The following is a 15937-nucleotide window of genomic DNA, read 5'->3' on the forward strand; positions in this document are numbered from 1 at the left end:
ATGTTTTTGTAATGAAACAGTAAAGTTGCGCTGTCGATTTTTCTGTTAGACTAATAACGTTGAGAAAAATTGTGATATTTTGCTAGATGAAAAGCGAAAATCTCCGAAGAGGTGGCAGAATGAGACGTAAAGTTACAAAAATTTTGGCCGGATTATTAGTTATGACAGCCCTTTCATTCCAACCGGTGTCGGCAGCATCGTATCAAGACGTAACAAGCTATGCGAAATCATATGTGGGGGTACCCTATCGTATGGGCGGAACAACTCCAGCCGGCTTTGATTGCTCGGGTTATACATCTTATGTATTTCGTAATTTTGGAATTGAATTACCAAGAGTATCAGCGGATCAATATAACGCTGGAACTAAAGTAACAAAAGCTGATCTACAAACAGGTGATTTAGTATTTTTCAGCGGTACAGCAAGCAAATCCGGAATTACTCATGTTGGTATCTATCTTGGCGAAAATCAATTTATCAGCGCTACAACCAGCAAAGGAATTAAAGTGGATTCATTAAGCGGCGGCTATTGGGGTCCTAAATATTACGGTGCAACCCGTGTATTAACGGCAGCTCCTGGCGAATTCCTTGATGTCAGCACGGCAAGCCCAACTTACCCTGCTATTAAAACTTTAACAACAGCTGGCATTATTCAAGGTTTTAGTGACAGTACGTTCCATCCAGAAGAGAATGTAACCCGCGCACAAGCTGCGGTTATTATAAATAGAGTATTAAAGAAACAAGCTTCAAGCTCTGCCGGATTTGGTGATGTTGCCGATTCAAAATGGTATGCAGCTGATGTAGCGGCAATCAAAGAAGCAGGTATTATCAATGGTTTCGCAGACGGTACATTCCGTCCTGATGCGAATATGACAAGAGCCGAAATGGCGGTTATTCTACAAAGAGCATTTAATCTTCCGGTACAAGCTGCAAGTACATACAGTGATATCCCATCTACATATTGGGCACATGATGCTATTGTTACAATGGCCAGCATCGACAGCACTTCCGTATTTGCCGGTGACCGTTACAACGCAACAGACCTTGCAACTCGTTCATTCTTCTCAACTGCCATCTATAACGCGATGAACGCTTCGAAATAATAGAAATAAAAGGACTTGTACTTTTTTAAAGTGCAGGTTCTTTTTTTATGTAAGGCTGTGTTAAACCTTGTTGTTTTTCCTTAAACCGCCATATGTGCATGGGTTCACTACGTTCTTTGTAACCAAAGAAAACCCGTTCACACCATACACATATGGCTAAAATCAACATTGAACATGAACATAACCTTTTGTAAAATAGTCCCCTTTTTTGTATCTCCAACTCATTGAGGTTGTTTCCCTTATATGAAAAAGTCCCTGCTCTACTATTAGACGCACTCGGATGGGAAAAGGTTTCACTTTAATAGATTCTTTTTTAACAGAATGATTGCTTTCATATAGGTTTATACGATGCAATTCGTAGAAGGTTTCAGGTTATTAATTTATTTCTAGGCTCTATTACTTTGTTGTTGATTTCCGTTCCAGGCACTTCGCTTTCCACGCTGCAATTTCCGCAATAGCCTATAAGCATGTATTTAGGCAGCTGCATATATTATGGCATAGTAAATCCGCCTAAATGATTTGGGGAGAGTGTGTGAATGTATGAGCTTCGACTTATCAATGTACATTAGGCCTGATGCCTTTATCCTTGTGCCCGCTTTGTATTTTATTGGATTATTTTTAAAACAGACGCCGCAGCTGCCGCCATGGATCCACCCGTGGATCCTTATGGCCTTTGCCATTTTAGCCTGTATGCTTCATTACGGATGGGCCATTGAGTCAGCCGTCCAAGGAATTCTCGTTACAGGGGTTGCGGTGATTTCACGCGATATTATCGAGAATACATTGACGGGAATCAACCAACATAAGGAAACGAAGAAGAAGGATGATCATAAGAAGTGAGGACAGGGCTGCAGGTTTTATGATGCGGTCCTTGTTAACAAACTCCATTCTGGATCATGATTTCATCATGATAAAAAAGGCTGAGCACCCATTCTATGGATGCTCAGCCGCTTTTTCAGATAATAGGATGACTATTCTATTCTCACCAGTTGGGATACCGTTTTACCGTTCTGCGTTATTTTGATCGTCCCTGCACCCGGTGCAAAATATTCAGTCACTTGTTCAAAGGAAACAGCCACAACATGATGGAAGGTCCCTGCCGGGGTTGTTACAGTCAAATCTGTGCCGGTAATGGAATAATAATCAGGCATCTCTCCATATCCGTCCCATGTCTTTCCGAGCATGATTGGATAACTAATCAATTGATGAAATTCAGAATCCGGATATCCAATGTAATAGCCCTGAATATTTTCGTTTTCTAAAAAGGAATAAGAATATACATTCCCTTCATAAACATCCCATAGATACCAGCCCTCATATTTTCTGTCCGATAGACGGTAATAGTGAGGTCCGACGAAGTCTGCCTCATAATGATAGACCTTTGATGTATTCCGTTGATAGCTCAGTTGAACCGGAAATTCCACCTTGAAGGCCGGATTCAGACCTCTTGCCAAAAATGCCGAGAATTGCGCACGTGTTACCTTTTGGTTAGGACGGAACGTATTGTCTCCATAGCCGGCCGTTAGATTAGCTGCGATGAGCCGCTTAATATAAGGATAACTGGCCATGGCTGACGAGATATCTGTAAAAGGCACAACCGCTTCCACTTCTAAATGAAAGGCCCGGGCGAGGAAAATGGCCATCTGCCCCCTGTAAACAATCTCATTTGGACGAAAGGTGCCATCAGAATAACCTGAAATGATGCCCGCATCCACTGCAGAGGAAATATATCCGCTCGCCTGGTGGCTTGAAGGAACATCTTTAAAAGGGGTAGGCTTTTTCGCCCCATTTAATTTCAGAGCCTTCCCAAGCATCACTGCGACATTCGCCCGGGTAACCCTTTCATCCGGACGAAAGGTGCCGTCTGTAAATCCTGAAATAATTCCTTCATTTTTTAAATAGATCATTTCATCGTAAAAAGGGTGTTTAGAATCTATATCTTTAAATTCTGCCGCTGCCGCTCCCGCCGCTAAACCACTCCACATAAGGAAACAAATGATGAATAAGAAGAAATATTTCTTCAAAGCAAAATCCCCCCTTTCATTTAAATACAGACTTCTTCCATAATATGTGTTTTTTCTGATTATAGATTAGACCACATTTTATATTATCATATTTTTTCGTAATGATATGTGAATTTTCTGAAAATAAATGCACGAATTTAACACATAAATCATTCTCTACGAAGGAATATAAAGAACTTTCTTCCGACCCATTTAGGAGCATCCCTGCGGCTTGTCTAATCTGTTGTGCCCATTTTCTAATTTTTCGAATAGGACCCTCAATAAAACTAAGGATATTCCGAATTGTGTATTAGTAGTTAAAATACGGAGAGTTTAATGCAAAGGGGAGCGGGGAATGAGTAAAACAAAACCGTCATCTCATATTAGACGGATGGTAAAGGAACAGGCTGGGATTATTGAATCAAACTTTAAGGCGAACTGCTGCAGAAATTGTTATTATCAAAACCGGGGGAAAATTTGCGGCAAACATTACATAAAAACAAATGACAATGAGGTTTGTCCATATCATACGAAGCTTTCGATCACGATTTATCGCGGCGGGACCGTTTCAGCAAAATGAAAGCGGCACCATGCGGAATTCCGAAATTATTATCGAAACTGCTTAAAGGTGCCTAAAAGAAGCGCCTTATTTGTTTTATCATTTAAATAAGCGCTCTCACAGACGCTTTCCCATGAAGTCCACAAATTAAGTTGACAAATCCAATGACATTTTTATAATGAATTATTATTATAAACGAAGAAGTTTATCTTCTAGAAAAGAAAGGTCGTATTTATGAAAAAGAAATTGCTGTTTATTGGATTAAGCATTCTGTTGGCTTTCCTTTTATTACTTGGTACATATAAACTAATGAATTCTAGAACATTCCAACTGTTTGGAGGTTTAACTGAACAAGTAGAGACCACGCAAAAGGTGGTTGCTTTGACTTTTGATGATGGACCAACAAAGAATGTCGATCAGATCCTGCCCCTATTGGATAAATACAATGCCAAGGCTACCTTTTTCCTAATTGGTGAGGAAATGGTAAAACATCCAGAGGAAGCAAAGAAAATTGTTGAAGCCGGACATCAAATTGGAAATCACACTTATTCTCACAAACGAATGATTTTCAAAGCTCCTTCCTATATTAGAGAAGAAATTGAAAAAACAGACCAATTAATTCAAAATGCAGGGTTTAAAGGGGAAATTGATTTTCGCCCTCCAAACGGAAAAAAACTTGTCTTCTTACCATATTATCTACATAAACATAATAGGGATACCATCACCTGGAATATCGAACCGGATAGTTATTACACAAACGCTTCTGACAAGGTAAATTACGTTAAGAGAAATATTAAACCAGGCTCCATTATCTTGATGCACCCGATGTATGATGACACTGGTACCGAGCTTCAAGCAATCGAAGGGGTTTTACAAGCACTATCTAAAGAAGGGTTTACGTTTGTTACTATCAATACACTTCAGGAATTATAAGTTCCAAACCTTGGCATTCCAACTATGCGGGTGCGTAATTCAATAAGGTAAGAAATTTATCAAAGGACTCTGGAAGGGTCCTTTTTTATTATGGATCTATCCTCAACTAGCTGAGATGCATCTGCATGACATTTGACCATTCCTTTCTATCTGCACTTTCATTTTATTTTGAGCATTTGACTCCCGGAAATTCCCATCTAAAGTAACGCGATACAAAGTTTTCCATCCCCCCTCTGGCACAGTTACTCTTGCTACGGTATACTTGACTAGATTAAATAAGGTGACAAGTCTTAAATTTAAATTTTTTATATAAAATAATACTAAATAGATCGTGAATCATAACTCCATCCAAGAATCAATAATATGCCTTTAATAAATTCCGGGTGGCAACTGTGATGTCGAAAAGGTGATGTGTATGAATCGGGAAATGGTTTTTAAGATTGGTAAGGTTGGTTTTCCATTGGCGCTTTTTGCTGTGGCTATTTTTGAGATCGGCCATTTCGTGCGGACACTTAATGTTGGGCTGCTGCAGCAAGAGCTGGGGAAGTTACAGTATGCGGAAATCCTCCTTATTCTAATGATTGCTTTCTTGGCAATTACACCTATGTTTTTATATGATGTGATCCTTGCCCGCGTTTTAGGACTGGAGATTCCGCGAAAAAAACTGCTAAGGAACTCATTCATTACCAATTCCTTTTCCAATCTCATTGGTTTTGGCGGACTTGTCGGCATGATGCTGCGGACATCCTTTTATACCCAATACAAAGATGCCAACCGTTCATTACTTGGCACCATTGCTTCAGTAACCTTATATTTCCTAACGGGCTTATCTTTGCTTTCTTGGGTGGTTCTTTTCTTCTATTACGATTCCCACCTTCTTGCAGAGACCAAATGGCTTTTTCTAGCTGTTGTGGGGATTGGGCTTTATGCGCCGCTGTTTTTCATGGTGCATTTTTTTCACAAACTGAAAGGAAAGGAAACACCCGTCAGCTTCCGTTCAGGAGCCGCTCTGCTGGCAACTTCTGTTCTTGAATGGCTCTGTGCTTTTCTCGTTATCTATTCATCAGCCTTCTTCTTGAAGATTCCGCTTCGATTGGAGGATCTCTTCCCTGTCTTTATTATTGCATCGTGCGCAGGGGCCGCCAGTATGATTCCCGGCGGACTGGGTTCATTTGACCTTGTGTTTATTTGGGGCATGCAAAGCTTAGTGACGTCTGATGAAAAAGTACTTGCTCTGATCATTATTTACCGCATCGGCTATTTTGTGCTTCCGTTTATCCTGTCCTTTGTTCTTTTCATTAAAGAATATTGGGAAAAGTGGAATCAATCGTGGAACCAATTGCCCAACATGCTCATTCAAAAATTGAGCCATATTCTATTAACGATCATGGTTTTTGTTTCCGGTTTCATCTTGCTATTATCGGCCTCTGTCCCTGGGATTATCGCCCGCTTAAAGCTGGCACAGGAAATCTTATCATTGCCGATTATGAATCTTTCCCATCAGCTTTCCGTGACAGCGGGATTTATTCTTCTTGGGCTGTCAAGAGGGATTGAATACCAGGTAAAATGGGTCTACCATATCACCCTGATTGTATTGTCATTTGCCGTTGTCTTTACTTTATTCAAAGGGATTGATTACGAAGAAGCAAGCTTTGTGCTGGTTGCAGCCATTCTTTTAAGATTGGCCAAAAGTCAATTTTACCGGGAGAATTATGTTCTAACTTGGGGAAAAAGCATTTTCGACATTACTATCATCCTGTTGTTTACTTTTCTCTATCTATTTATTGGCTATGTAAACCTGCCAAGCTCTAAAATCAATCTTCCAGCCAAGCTGATGCCCTATGTGATGATGAATTCCCATGATGTATTTTTTAGTGCCATGATCGGCTTGGTGACGGCCCTAATCATCCTTTCCATTTTCTATATGGTTAGAAAACCACTCAACTGGAAAGACGAATCCAGCCTTGGTCAAGAGGGAAAAATCTTAGCCCATTTGCATCAATTTGGCGGCAGTACGCTGTCTCATTTAATCTTTTTGCATGATAAATATGTTTACTGGAATAAAGAGGAAACCGTTTTATTTTCCTATCAGAAGTATGCGAATAAAATGGTCGTGCTTGGAAATCCCATTGGAGAAAAGGATCACCTCATCGATGCGATTGAGGAATTTGCCGAAAATGCCGATCTTTACGGGTATACGCCTGTTTACTACGAGGTGAGCCAATCGCTGCTGCCTTCTTTCCACGAAAACGGATATGCCTTTTTCAAACTTGGCGAGGAAGGATTTGTCAATCTGGAGTCCTTTTCCATGGAAGGCCACAAGAGGAAGAATGCGCGGACGCTTATGAATAAATTTGCCCGTGAACAAATTCATTTCGAGGTGGCACATCCCCCATTTTCCGATGATTTCATGACAGAGCTTGAGGATGTATCTTCACAATGGCTCAATGGCAGGACGGAAAAAGGTTTCTCTCTCGGCTATTTTGATCAACATTATTTAAATCAATCAGACATCGCTGTGGTCCGGGGAAACGAAAATCAAGTATTAGGCTTTGCCAGCTTGATCCCTGTATATGATGGGCGGCAAACCCTTTCGGTCGATTTGATGCGCTTCATTCCGACAGCACCAAAGGGAGTGATGGATTTTATTTTCCTCTCATTATTTATCTGGTCTAAAGAACAGGGCTATAAACGATTTAATATGGGCATGGCCCCGCTATCCAATGTAGGAATGTCAAAATTCTCATTCTTGAGTGAAAAAATTGCCTGGCAAATCTTTGAACACGGGCAATCCTTCTATCAATTTCAAGGATTAAGAAGATTTAAGGATAAATACGTCAATCACTGGGAACCAAAATATTTGGCCTACAGAAGACAGTCCTCCCTGCTATTCACCATGATGCAAATCACCTTCTTGATCAGCAGGAAAACAAGGCTTGAAACAAGGGGATGGTTCTCGCGTTTCCCTAATTTTTGTAAATTCAGGCAGCCAGATAGATGATAATAAATCCCTGTAGAACCTCTCTGCAGGGATTTTGACTGTCCATATGAAATGAGGAGGACGCATAAAGGAGATTTTAGAACAGATAAAAGATGAATTACTGGTCCTTCTGGTGATAACACCTTACTACCCATTATCCTTTATAATATTTATTGCCTAATTTCGTCGCCCAGCCCTCACACCAAAATTGATCATATGGCGGCAAGGAGTGCCCCTGTGCCCTTTTGTAATTTCGATAATGATAGCGAAGAGCAGATGGGATAGTCACAACTAGCGGCATAAATATACCTAATATTAAATTTTGAAAGCTATGTCCGTATTCATGGCATTTAATATGTGCGCTTGCGTTTTTCTGCACAAAGAAGAATCCGCCGAAATTAACACCGCCCCAATTCTCTCCAACCTCGAAATAAATGGAATAGCCATATTTTCGTGGCTTATTTCCGTCCATTAATAAGACAAAGGACATGATTCCCCCTATTATATTTAAGGGCAGCCCCCAAGTTAATTGCAGCAACCAATATAGAATTCTACGCATTTCATTTGTAATTCCTTTTTTCTTTTTTTCTATCATAAACCTTATATTCCCTGGAAGTAAAAGCAATATAACCTCGTCCCAATATAACACCGCTCTTTTTAAGGTTCTACCCTCATTAATTTATCCAGCCATTCCCTCGCCTTCTCAGTCTAAAGTATTATAATAAAGGAAAAGAAATAGAAGGAAGATGATGAAGCAATGGAAAAAATCATGTTTATTGAAACAGGGATGGGAATTGATGTCCACGGTCAAAATATTACAAAAGCGGCGATCCGTGCTGTAAAAAATGCGATCCACTATAATTCGATGCCCGGAATGCGCTCTGTGCTGCCCGGTAATGATATAAATAATATGAAGGTGAACGTAAAGCTGGCCGTACCTTGCGATAAAGAGCTGCTGGATATCGAAGCTGTAAAAGAGGTCCTGCCTTTTGGCATCGTGACAGTGGAAGTGATGGATGGTGGCATGGTGACAACCAGCGGTGTTGTGCTTGAGGAAAAAGGCGATAAGAATGATTTGATGTACATTGTGGTTGCCTCCGTTGAAGTTGGGTATTAATTTTTCCAAGAATGACCTAAGTTTATTAGTTGTTTTTCATTACTAATGCTAGTGTCAAATATTAAGCAGCATAGACTGGAGGAGTAGCATGTTATTCGTTGATAATAAAGGCATTAACAACCCGCAAATTAATTTAGCGATCGAGGAATACATATTAACGCACCTGGATATTCATGAATCTTATTTACTTTTCTATATCAATGCTCCTTCGATAATCATTGGCCGCAACCAAAATACCATCGAAGAAATCAATACCGAATATGTTGAAAATAATGGCGTAACTGTGGTGCGCCGTATGTCCGGCGGCGGGGCGGTTTATCATGATTTAGGCAATTTGAATTACAGCTTTATTACAAAAGATGAAGGAAACAGTCTGCAGGACAATTTTAAAAAGTTTACCGGACCGGTAATTCAGGCTTTGCGCAAATTGGGGGCGAATGCCGAATTAATGGGGCGCAATGATATCGAAATGGACGGGCGGAAAGTTTCCGGAACAGCACAATTTGCAACAGGCGGCAGAATGTATACCCATGGAACACTCCTGCTTAATTCTAATTTGGACAATGTCGGCAAGGCTTTAAAGCCGAGGAAGGAAAAAATTGAATCCAAAGGAGTGAAATCCGTCCGCGCCCGGGTAGGGAATATTTCTGAGTTTATTGAACAGCCGATGACCGTTGAGGAATTCCGCCAATTCATTTTGAAGAGTGTGTTTGAAGAAGAAGGCGGAGAGATCAAGGAGTATGTGTTAAAGGACGCCGACTGGGAAAAAATTAATGAGATTTCGCGCCATAAATATCAAACATGGGAATGGAATTATGGAAAGTCACCAAAATTCAATATCCAAAACTCCCACCGCTTCCCGGCAGGAACGATTGACATCCGCCTTGATGTAGACAAAGGTGTCATTCATCATGCAAAAATTTACGGAGACTTCTTCGGCTGGGGCAATGTCGCCGATATAGAAGAAAAACTAAAAGGGGTACGCTACGAAAAAGCCGCCCTTGAAGAAGCATTAAAAGATGTAGATACTAAACACTATTTCGGCAATATTGAGAAAGAGGAATTGCTGGGGTTGATTTATTAAGCAGTTCGAAACACGGGGACGATTCTTCTGTTTCCCTAATTTTTGCAAAAAAACTTTCTGTCGGCCAGAAGAGTATAAACAAAACCCTGCAAAACTATCTTTGCAGGGTTTTCTGCATGTCCGGAACAATCACTCGATAAATCGTGGCGTGTCACAGTGACTTTGCAGGTATTTTTAAATCCCAAATCCCTCTCTCATCGCAATAAACCAAGGATTTAGAAGGTTTTCTTTGTTGTATTCCAGAGGCTGGTTGTCTGCTGTTTTGACAATCTTTCCGCCGGATTGCTCCACTATTGTCTGCCCTGCCGCAGTATCCCATTCCATGGTAGGAGCGAAACGTGGATAGACGTCTGCTTTCCCTTCTGCTACTAAACAGAGCTTCAATGAACTTCCAATCGATGTTACTTCTGTCTCGCCATATTTTTCTTTCACCCGGTTCACATAAGCCTCTGTTTCAGGAGACATGTGTGAACGGCTGGCCACCACATATTTTTTGTCCTTATTATCGAGATAAGGAAGCCGTAAAGCTGCTTCCAGCAATTCATTGTCGTTATTCATCTTATTAAAGTTCTTTGCCTGCTCCAGTTTAAAAGCGCCAACACCCTTTTTAGCAAAATAAAGCCTATCTAAGACAGGTGCATAAATGACGCCAATGACAGGTGTTCCTTTGCAAACCAACGCAATATTTACGGTGAACTCGCCGTTTCTTTTGACAAATTCTTTCGTACCATCAAGCGGATCCACAATCCATAAACAATCCCACTGTTTCCGTTCTTGATAATCCACTGCTTTGACTTCCTCGCTCAAAACCGGAATATGAGGATAAAAGTGGTTTAACTGTTGAATAATTTCTGCATTCGATCTTTTATCAGCTAATGTTAAAGGGGAATTATCCTCTTTATTTTCAACCTCAAAGTCCGAACCATATACTTCTAGTATCCGCTCCCCCGCTGCCATGGAAATTTGCACTAAATCGGTTAATTTAATATTTTCATACATGTATATTTCCTCCAATAAGTGTTCGATACCGTCCAGAATTAAGGTGGTACCTGTTACTCGTTTATTCCACATTACTGCTTTCGAAGCTTCCTTTTCTCCACAGGCACTTACTTTAACAATTAATCATAATAAATATTATTCCTATAAAACTACTTTAATTTTAGCAAATATTCCAGACAATCATACATCATCTTACTCATAAATACTTTAATTCCAAAACAACTATAGCCTATCCGGATTTTATCAAATTTTGGTGCTCAGCACCATCCAGTTAAGAAAATATCATGAAGAAAAAAGGTCGTGAATGTGAGCCGGTGAATTATAACAAAGCCCTGCAGAGATTTCTCTCCACAGGGCTTTCTATTTGGTAGATATTAGGGAAACGCAAGAACCGTCCCCGCGTTTCGTTATTCTATTTTATCAACAGAGATACCAGGAATGGATATTTTTCCTCCCATTGTCGATTGGTATGAGATTAAACCAGCTGATACTCCCATAATCGTAATCACATCATCTTCTAATACTCTGGATGTAACAATAGATTTATCAAATTCTGCAAAAAGAATGGTGTCGTAATCACTATTAACAGCCAATCTTATTTGAGTTGAATCATCACCTTCCATAACTTGAACGACTTTGCCGCGAAATTTAACTTTTTGACCCATAAAGTCTTCAGGGGTTCTTGCTAATTGATCATACGTGATTCCTGTATCATAGCCTTTCTTGGCTTCTTCTTCTGCTACTCTTTTTGCTTCAGCTTCAGCCGCCGCTTTAGCTGCTGCCTCAGCTTCTGCCTTCGCCTTCTCCTCAGCTAAACGTTTTTCTTCTGCAGCTTTAGCTTCCGCTTCTTGCTGTTTACGCTCTTCTTCTTTCATTGCAAACCATGGAGCGGCTTCATCTACTTTAGCTTTTAGGTCTTTGTTTTTAGATTTTAAACTTGCGACAGTATCATTTTTCGTTGAAAGTTGTTTACTCAAATCCTCAACTTTACTATTTGCACTATCTAATTGTTCTTGTGAAGGACCTGCTGCTGCTCCAATTATAAAAGCGATAATAGCTGTCAATACATATTTCCATCTTCTTTTTAAAAATTCTATTACCTTCATGTTGTAACATCCTTTCTTTAGTGAGTATTGTATTATTGTTTGAATCAGGAAAAGAGACGATACTATGAATTGGGATTTTTTATCCAAAACGTATTTTTTTATTTTATGAAGTTGATTTAGAAACACTTTTCGAAACTTACGGGCTTTCCATTTGGAAGTTATTAGGGAAACGCAAGAACTGCCCCTGTGTTTACATAAATTATCGGAACTGAGAAAAAGTAAGAGGGATTGAGTTTGAACGGGGGTTTTTCAATTGTCGCTTACGATTGCATCCTGCCTGACGATGTTGGTGATCATTGCTTTTTTTACCACGAAGAGATTTTTGCATCCTTTTGAACAGTTATTGATATTTTTTCTTTTAGTTTTTGGTTATACGAGTTTTGTGTCTATTGTTTATGTGAACCTTGGATTATGGGAACTTAGTCAAAGAGTACAGGATGTAGTGGCATTTCGTCTAAATGGACTCGTATATGTTCCATTGACAATCTTATGGTTTATCGGCTTATGGAGGGGAGCAGCACGCAATTTCTTTAGATATGGGGTCCTTTTAGGCTGTTTTCTCATTCTCTTATACAGCGGCGATTATCTATTACGATTATACGGTGTATATCAATATCATGAGTGGAATCATATGATTTTAGGAACGGCTTGGATTTCACTATTTGCAATTACATTATTGGTCCAGCATTTTTTTAGATTATTGCTTAAAAAGGAAAGAATCCTATTATGAATCCACTTCCAATCCCGAAAGAATTAAACGTAAATGAATGGTTTGTCATTCTATCCATTGTAGCAACTTATCCGATATTCTTTTTGCTAAAAAGAAACATGCCAGTGAGCATGATGATACTGATTGTTTTATTTTCTGCCACCATAGCGAGAATAACAGATCATGTATTATCAGGTCCGCCATTGGATTTATATGATGTGATGGATAGTGCTAACTACGATCTTTTTGATATCCTTTACTATCTTCTATATGGGCCATTTGCTTATCTCTTTCTTTACATCTATGAAAAATTCGTCATTAAAGGGGTGAAGCTTTTTCTTTATATAGTGGCTTTGTCCATTCTGAGTGTGGTATATGAACGGATTACCGTTTGGTTCGGTGTATTTACATTCAAGGAATGGAGGTCTGTTTATTCTTTTCCAGTTTATTTGCTGATTCAGTCATTAACGATTTGGTACTATCGTTTTTTAAGGAAATTTATTAAAACCCATTAATCGTATTAATCACCTATTTCCGTATAAAGGATATCCCAACATAGGATATACCTTTGAAGGGATGATAAATTATACCGGGTAAAAGCACAGCTGATGCTGCCACCTAGGAATAACTCTATTCCTATGCATTTTTGCTTCTGTTCCCTAGGTATAACTCTATTCCTATGCATTTTTGCTTCTGTTCCCTAGGTATAACTCTATTACTATGCATTTTTGCTTCTGTCCCCTAGGTATAACTCTATTCTTATGCATTTTTGCTTCTGTTCCCTAGGTATAACTCTATTCCTATGCATTTTTGCTTCTGTTCCCTAGGTATAACTCTATTCCTATGCATTTTTGCTTCTGTCCCCTAGGTATAACTCTATTCCTATGCATTTTTGCTTCTGTTCCCTAGGAATAATTTTTGCCTAAAGGAACCTTCATTGACATTTTCCCTTTCAATATTAACTAAAATTCCCGTGAGATATAAATAATCCCACGGGCGTTTTTCTGATTACATTAACCTTTATCTACACTTTTATAAGCTTGTTTTTTATGGCTCGGCACTTTAGGATATCGAAGTTTTAACTTTTCTTCTTCAACTAGTTCTCTTACATATCTTCGAACTCCACTTTTTTCACGTTTTAAGATGTGGGTTAATTCACTTAATGATAGGAATTGTTCGTTACAAAGAGATAAAATTAGTTTTTTCATTTCAGTTGGTTGTAATCTAGTGTTTTCTCTCGCTGGTTTTGCAATCACTACTAATTTTTCAAGTGATACCCCATTATTTTCGATATTCTCTTCACTGAGGTTTTCATTTCTTTCATTATTAGGAAAGGCTTTAGTAAAAATTACTTCACCGGAAGACTCATCCGTATTCTCCTCATTTAATAGGTCAAGACGAAAGCCTCCATCTGAGATTGCAAAGGTTTCCGATAATACATATTTTGTCCCTCTACCATATCCTTGAGGTACCAATAATCCTTCTTGCACCAAATTAGACAATAATTTTATTATATCTTGAGAGTGCTTATTGATCAGTTGTTGTATACGAGCATTTGAGACACTTTTTTCTTGATAAGCTGTAACTAAAGTCAAGACCTCATCAGGGGATAATAGACGAAAACGGTCCCTCAATTTAAATTTCATAAAATTTACTACGTCATCTGGAAGTAAAGACGTGGTTAATAAAGTTAGTGTTGTCCTCTCAGGTTTAAACTCTTCTTCAAGTGCTGGTTTTCTCCAATGCTCTAGTTTCCAAGTTTTATGAATACTTTCTAGCCCATATCCAGAGCGTTCACCTAGTCCTAACTGATAAAACATTTCGAAAGGACCATTCTTCCCGCTATGTAAGTTTGGTATTCTCTATGTATTATTCCGTTGACAAACGACGACAAGCAACTAACCAAGACCTGTTTCACCCCTCCTCAGAGCCTATCAAATTAGAAATTATTAGGGATCCGGATACGTGTACCCATGTTTCTTCAGAGACAGGCACCCAGAACTAAGAAGTGTAATCATTTCATAAAGTCCAAACAAACCCAATTCACGGCAATGGAAAGGTCGTTCCATTCTTATGGCTGTCTAAATATATACGTAATTCGTTAGCCATTTTTTTGCTTAATAAAGTGTCCTTTGGCATCTAAACTTTATAAGATGAAATTTGTTTGCTCCTTTTATTACCTTTGAACATCGCAGCGACCTGTCCCCGTGTTCATATCAGGGAAACGCGAAACACGCCCCCATGTTTCGAACACACTTTATGGCTGGATTAAGCCAATGATATTTTTTCTAATAGCCCTTCTACATAATTAGGCTGGTTCATAATTGTTCTGCCGAGGGCGATAAAATCTACTTCTCCTTTTCCAACCATGTCCGCCGCGATTTCGATATCCTCTAATTCACCTGCACCAATAACCGGAATCTTGACATGCCTTTTAACCTCACGCAGCCTGCTTCTTAACATGGCAGGACCCGGTAAACTCATTGGAGGCATAAGACCGGTGGATATATCGAGAATATCAATGCCAGCTTCTTCTAATTTTTCAGCTATGATGCATCCTTCTTCCAAAGTGGTTCCTCCCGGTAAGAGATCATCTACACCTAGGCGGACTAAAAGAAGAAAATCTTCACCCACCGCTTTACGTACATCTCCCACTATCTCCAAAAGAAGACGGCTGCGATTCTCCAAGCTCCCCCCGTATTCATCTGTTCTCGTATTGGTAAGAGGGGATAGAAATTGAGTCAATAAAAATCCATGACAGTTGTGAATTTCTACTCCATCAAAGCCGGCATTCTTCACACGTAATGCAGCCTGGACGAAAGCCTCTCTCATTTGCTGAATTTCAGGTATCGTTAAGGCTCTTGGGATAGAACGCTTCACAACAGGATTCATGACAGCTGAAGGAGCAACTGCTTCTATCCCTGTTAAAGAAGTATCTGCAGAACTTCCCGCATGATTGATTTGTAATACCGCTATCTGGTTGTTACTGTGAATCACCTCTGCAAGTTTAGACAATCCCTCGATGCATTCATCACGGTCGACAAAAATCAGATTCTCTCTATACTGGCCGGCCGGTGAAATGGCTGCTTGTTCCGCTACAATGAGCGAAGGTCCTGTACGCTGTTTGTATATGGACAATAATTCTTCTGTAATCAGTCCATTCTTGGAAGCCTTCGTAATATCAAATGGTGCACAAGCATAACGGTTCTGGAACACGAAGTTTTTAATTTTTCGGCTTTCTAACAGTACTGCATTTTTGTTCACTTTTATTTCACTATCCTGTAATTTCATTATCCACCCTCATCTCGTTTATCTTTGGTGTCAAATTCATTTTTCACTTCACTATA

At 39.4% G+C, this 15937-nt stretch carries 15 protein-coding genes; 9 read left to right on the forward strand and 6 right to left on the reverse strand.

Annotated elements, in window-relative coordinates:
• Positions 1 to 119: 119 nt before the first annotated feature.
• On the forward strand, positions 120 to 1100 hold the full coding sequence (locus tag HNR53_RS13150; protein WP_184526711.1) for a C40 family peptidase: 981 nt from the start codon (positions 120 to 122) through the stop codon (positions 1098 to 1100).
• Positions 1101 to 1640: 540 nt separating this feature from the next.
• Positions 1641 to 1940 carry a phage holin family protein gene (locus tag HNR53_RS13155; protein WP_184526713.1) on the forward strand — a complete coding sequence of 100 codons (300 nt, stop codon included), beginning with the start codon at positions 1641 to 1643 and terminating at the stop codon, positions 1938 to 1940.
• A gap of 131 nt (positions 1941 to 2071) precedes the next feature.
• On the opposite strand, the gene HNR53_RS13160 is transcribed toward HNR53_RS13155, so the two are convergent.
• On the reverse strand, positions 2072 to 3124 hold the full coding sequence (locus HNR53_RS13160) for an S-layer homology domain-containing protein (protein WP_184526716.1): 1053 nt from the start codon (positions 3122 to 3124) through the stop codon (positions 2072 to 2074).
• Positions 3125 to 3458: 334 nt separating this feature from the next.
• Between HNR53_RS13160 and HNR53_RS13165 the strand changes: the two genes are divergently transcribed.
• The 3 genes from HNR53_RS13165 to mprF all read left to right on the forward strand — a co-directional run bounded on the left by HNR53_RS13165 (position 3459) and on the right by mprF (position 7596).
• Positions 3459 to 3683 (forward strand): hypothetical protein, encoded by a 225-nt coding sequence (locus tag HNR53_RS13165; protein WP_184526718.1) that lies wholly within the window; start codon positions 3459 to 3461, stop codon positions 3681 to 3683.
• A 213-nt stretch (positions 3684 to 3896) separates the two neighbouring features.
• Complete coding sequence (locus HNR53_RS13170) at positions 3897 to 4595, forward strand: polysaccharide deacetylase family protein (RefSeq protein ID WP_184526720.1); 699 nt, start codon at positions 3897 to 3899, stop codon at positions 4593 to 4595.
• Between the two features lie 415 nt (positions 4596 to 5010).
• On the forward strand, positions 5011 to 7596 hold the full coding sequence (gene mprF, locus HNR53_RS13175; protein ID WP_246439568.1) for a bifunctional lysylphosphatidylglycerol flippase/synthetase MprF: 2586 nt from the start codon (positions 5011 to 5013) through the stop codon (positions 7594 to 7596).
• Positions 7597 to 7729: 133 nt separating this feature from the next.
• On the opposite strand, the gene HNR53_RS13180 is transcribed toward mprF, so the two are convergent.
• Positions 7730 to 8065, reverse strand: a complete 336-nt coding sequence (locus HNR53_RS13180) for a hypothetical protein (protein WP_184526724.1) — start codon at positions 8063 to 8065, stop codon at positions 7730 to 7732.
• Between the two features lie 267 nt (positions 8066 to 8332).
• On the opposite strand from HNR53_RS13180, the gene HNR53_RS13185 reads away from it, so the two are divergent.
• Positions 8333 to 8692, forward strand: a complete 360-nt coding sequence (locus tag HNR53_RS13185) for a Lin0512 family protein (protein WP_184526726.1) — start codon at positions 8333 to 8335, stop codon at positions 8690 to 8692.
• A gap of 88 nt (positions 8693 to 8780) precedes the next feature.
• Complete coding sequence (gene lplA, locus HNR53_RS13190) at positions 8781 to 9776, forward strand: lipoate--protein ligase (RefSeq protein WP_184526728.1); 996 nt, start codon at positions 8781 to 8783, stop codon at positions 9774 to 9776.
• 174 nt (positions 9777 to 9950) lie between these two features.
• On the opposite strand, the gene cysQ is transcribed toward lplA, so the two are convergent.
• Positions 9951 to 10775 (reverse strand): 3'(2'),5'-bisphosphate nucleotidase CysQ, encoded by an 825-nt coding sequence (cysQ, locus tag HNR53_RS13195; RefSeq protein ID WP_184526956.1) that lies wholly within the window; start codon positions 10773 to 10775, stop codon positions 9951 to 9953.
• 407 nt (positions 10776 to 11182) lie between these two features.
• Complete coding sequence (locus tag HNR53_RS13200; RefSeq protein WP_184526730.1) at positions 11183 to 11881, reverse strand: toxin regulator; 699 nt, start codon at positions 11879 to 11881, stop codon at positions 11183 to 11185.
• A gap of 253 nt (positions 11882 to 12134) precedes the next feature.
• Here HNR53_RS13200 and HNR53_RS13205 point away from each other — a divergent pair, with 253 nt between their 5' ends.
• Both HNR53_RS13205 and HNR53_RS13210 read left to right on the forward strand, forming a co-directional pair.
• Positions 12135 to 12611 (forward strand): hypothetical protein, encoded by a 477-nt coding sequence (locus HNR53_RS13205; RefSeq protein WP_184526732.1) that lies wholly within the window; start codon positions 12135 to 12137, stop codon positions 12609 to 12611.
• Positions 12608 to 13105, forward strand: coding sequence for a hypothetical protein (locus HNR53_RS13210; protein ID WP_184526734.1), 498 nt, complete (start codon positions 12608 to 12610; stop codon positions 13103 to 13105). Before HNR53_RS13205 ends, HNR53_RS13210 begins: the two co-directional genes overlap by 4 nt.
• A gap of 498 nt (positions 13106 to 13603) precedes the next feature.
• On the opposite strand, the gene HNR53_RS13215 is transcribed toward HNR53_RS13210, so the two are convergent.
• Together HNR53_RS13215 and HNR53_RS13220 are read right to left on the reverse strand one after the other, a co-directional pair.
• Complete coding sequence (locus HNR53_RS13215) at positions 13604 to 14410, reverse strand: hypothetical protein (RefSeq protein ID WP_184526736.1); 807 nt, start codon at positions 14408 to 14410, stop codon at positions 13604 to 13606.
• A gap of 448 nt (positions 14411 to 14858) precedes the next feature.
• Positions 14859 to 15881, reverse strand: a complete 1023-nt coding sequence (locus HNR53_RS13220; protein WP_184526738.1) for an NADH:flavin oxidoreductase — start codon at positions 15879 to 15881, stop codon at positions 14859 to 14861.
• Between the last annotated feature and the right edge of the window lie 56 nt (positions 15882 to 15937).

It is taken from the genome of Bacillus benzoevorans, assembly GCF_014207535.1.
GTDB lineage: Bacteria > Bacillota > Bacilli > Bacillales > Cytobacillaceae > Bacillus_BD > Bacillus_BD benzoevorans.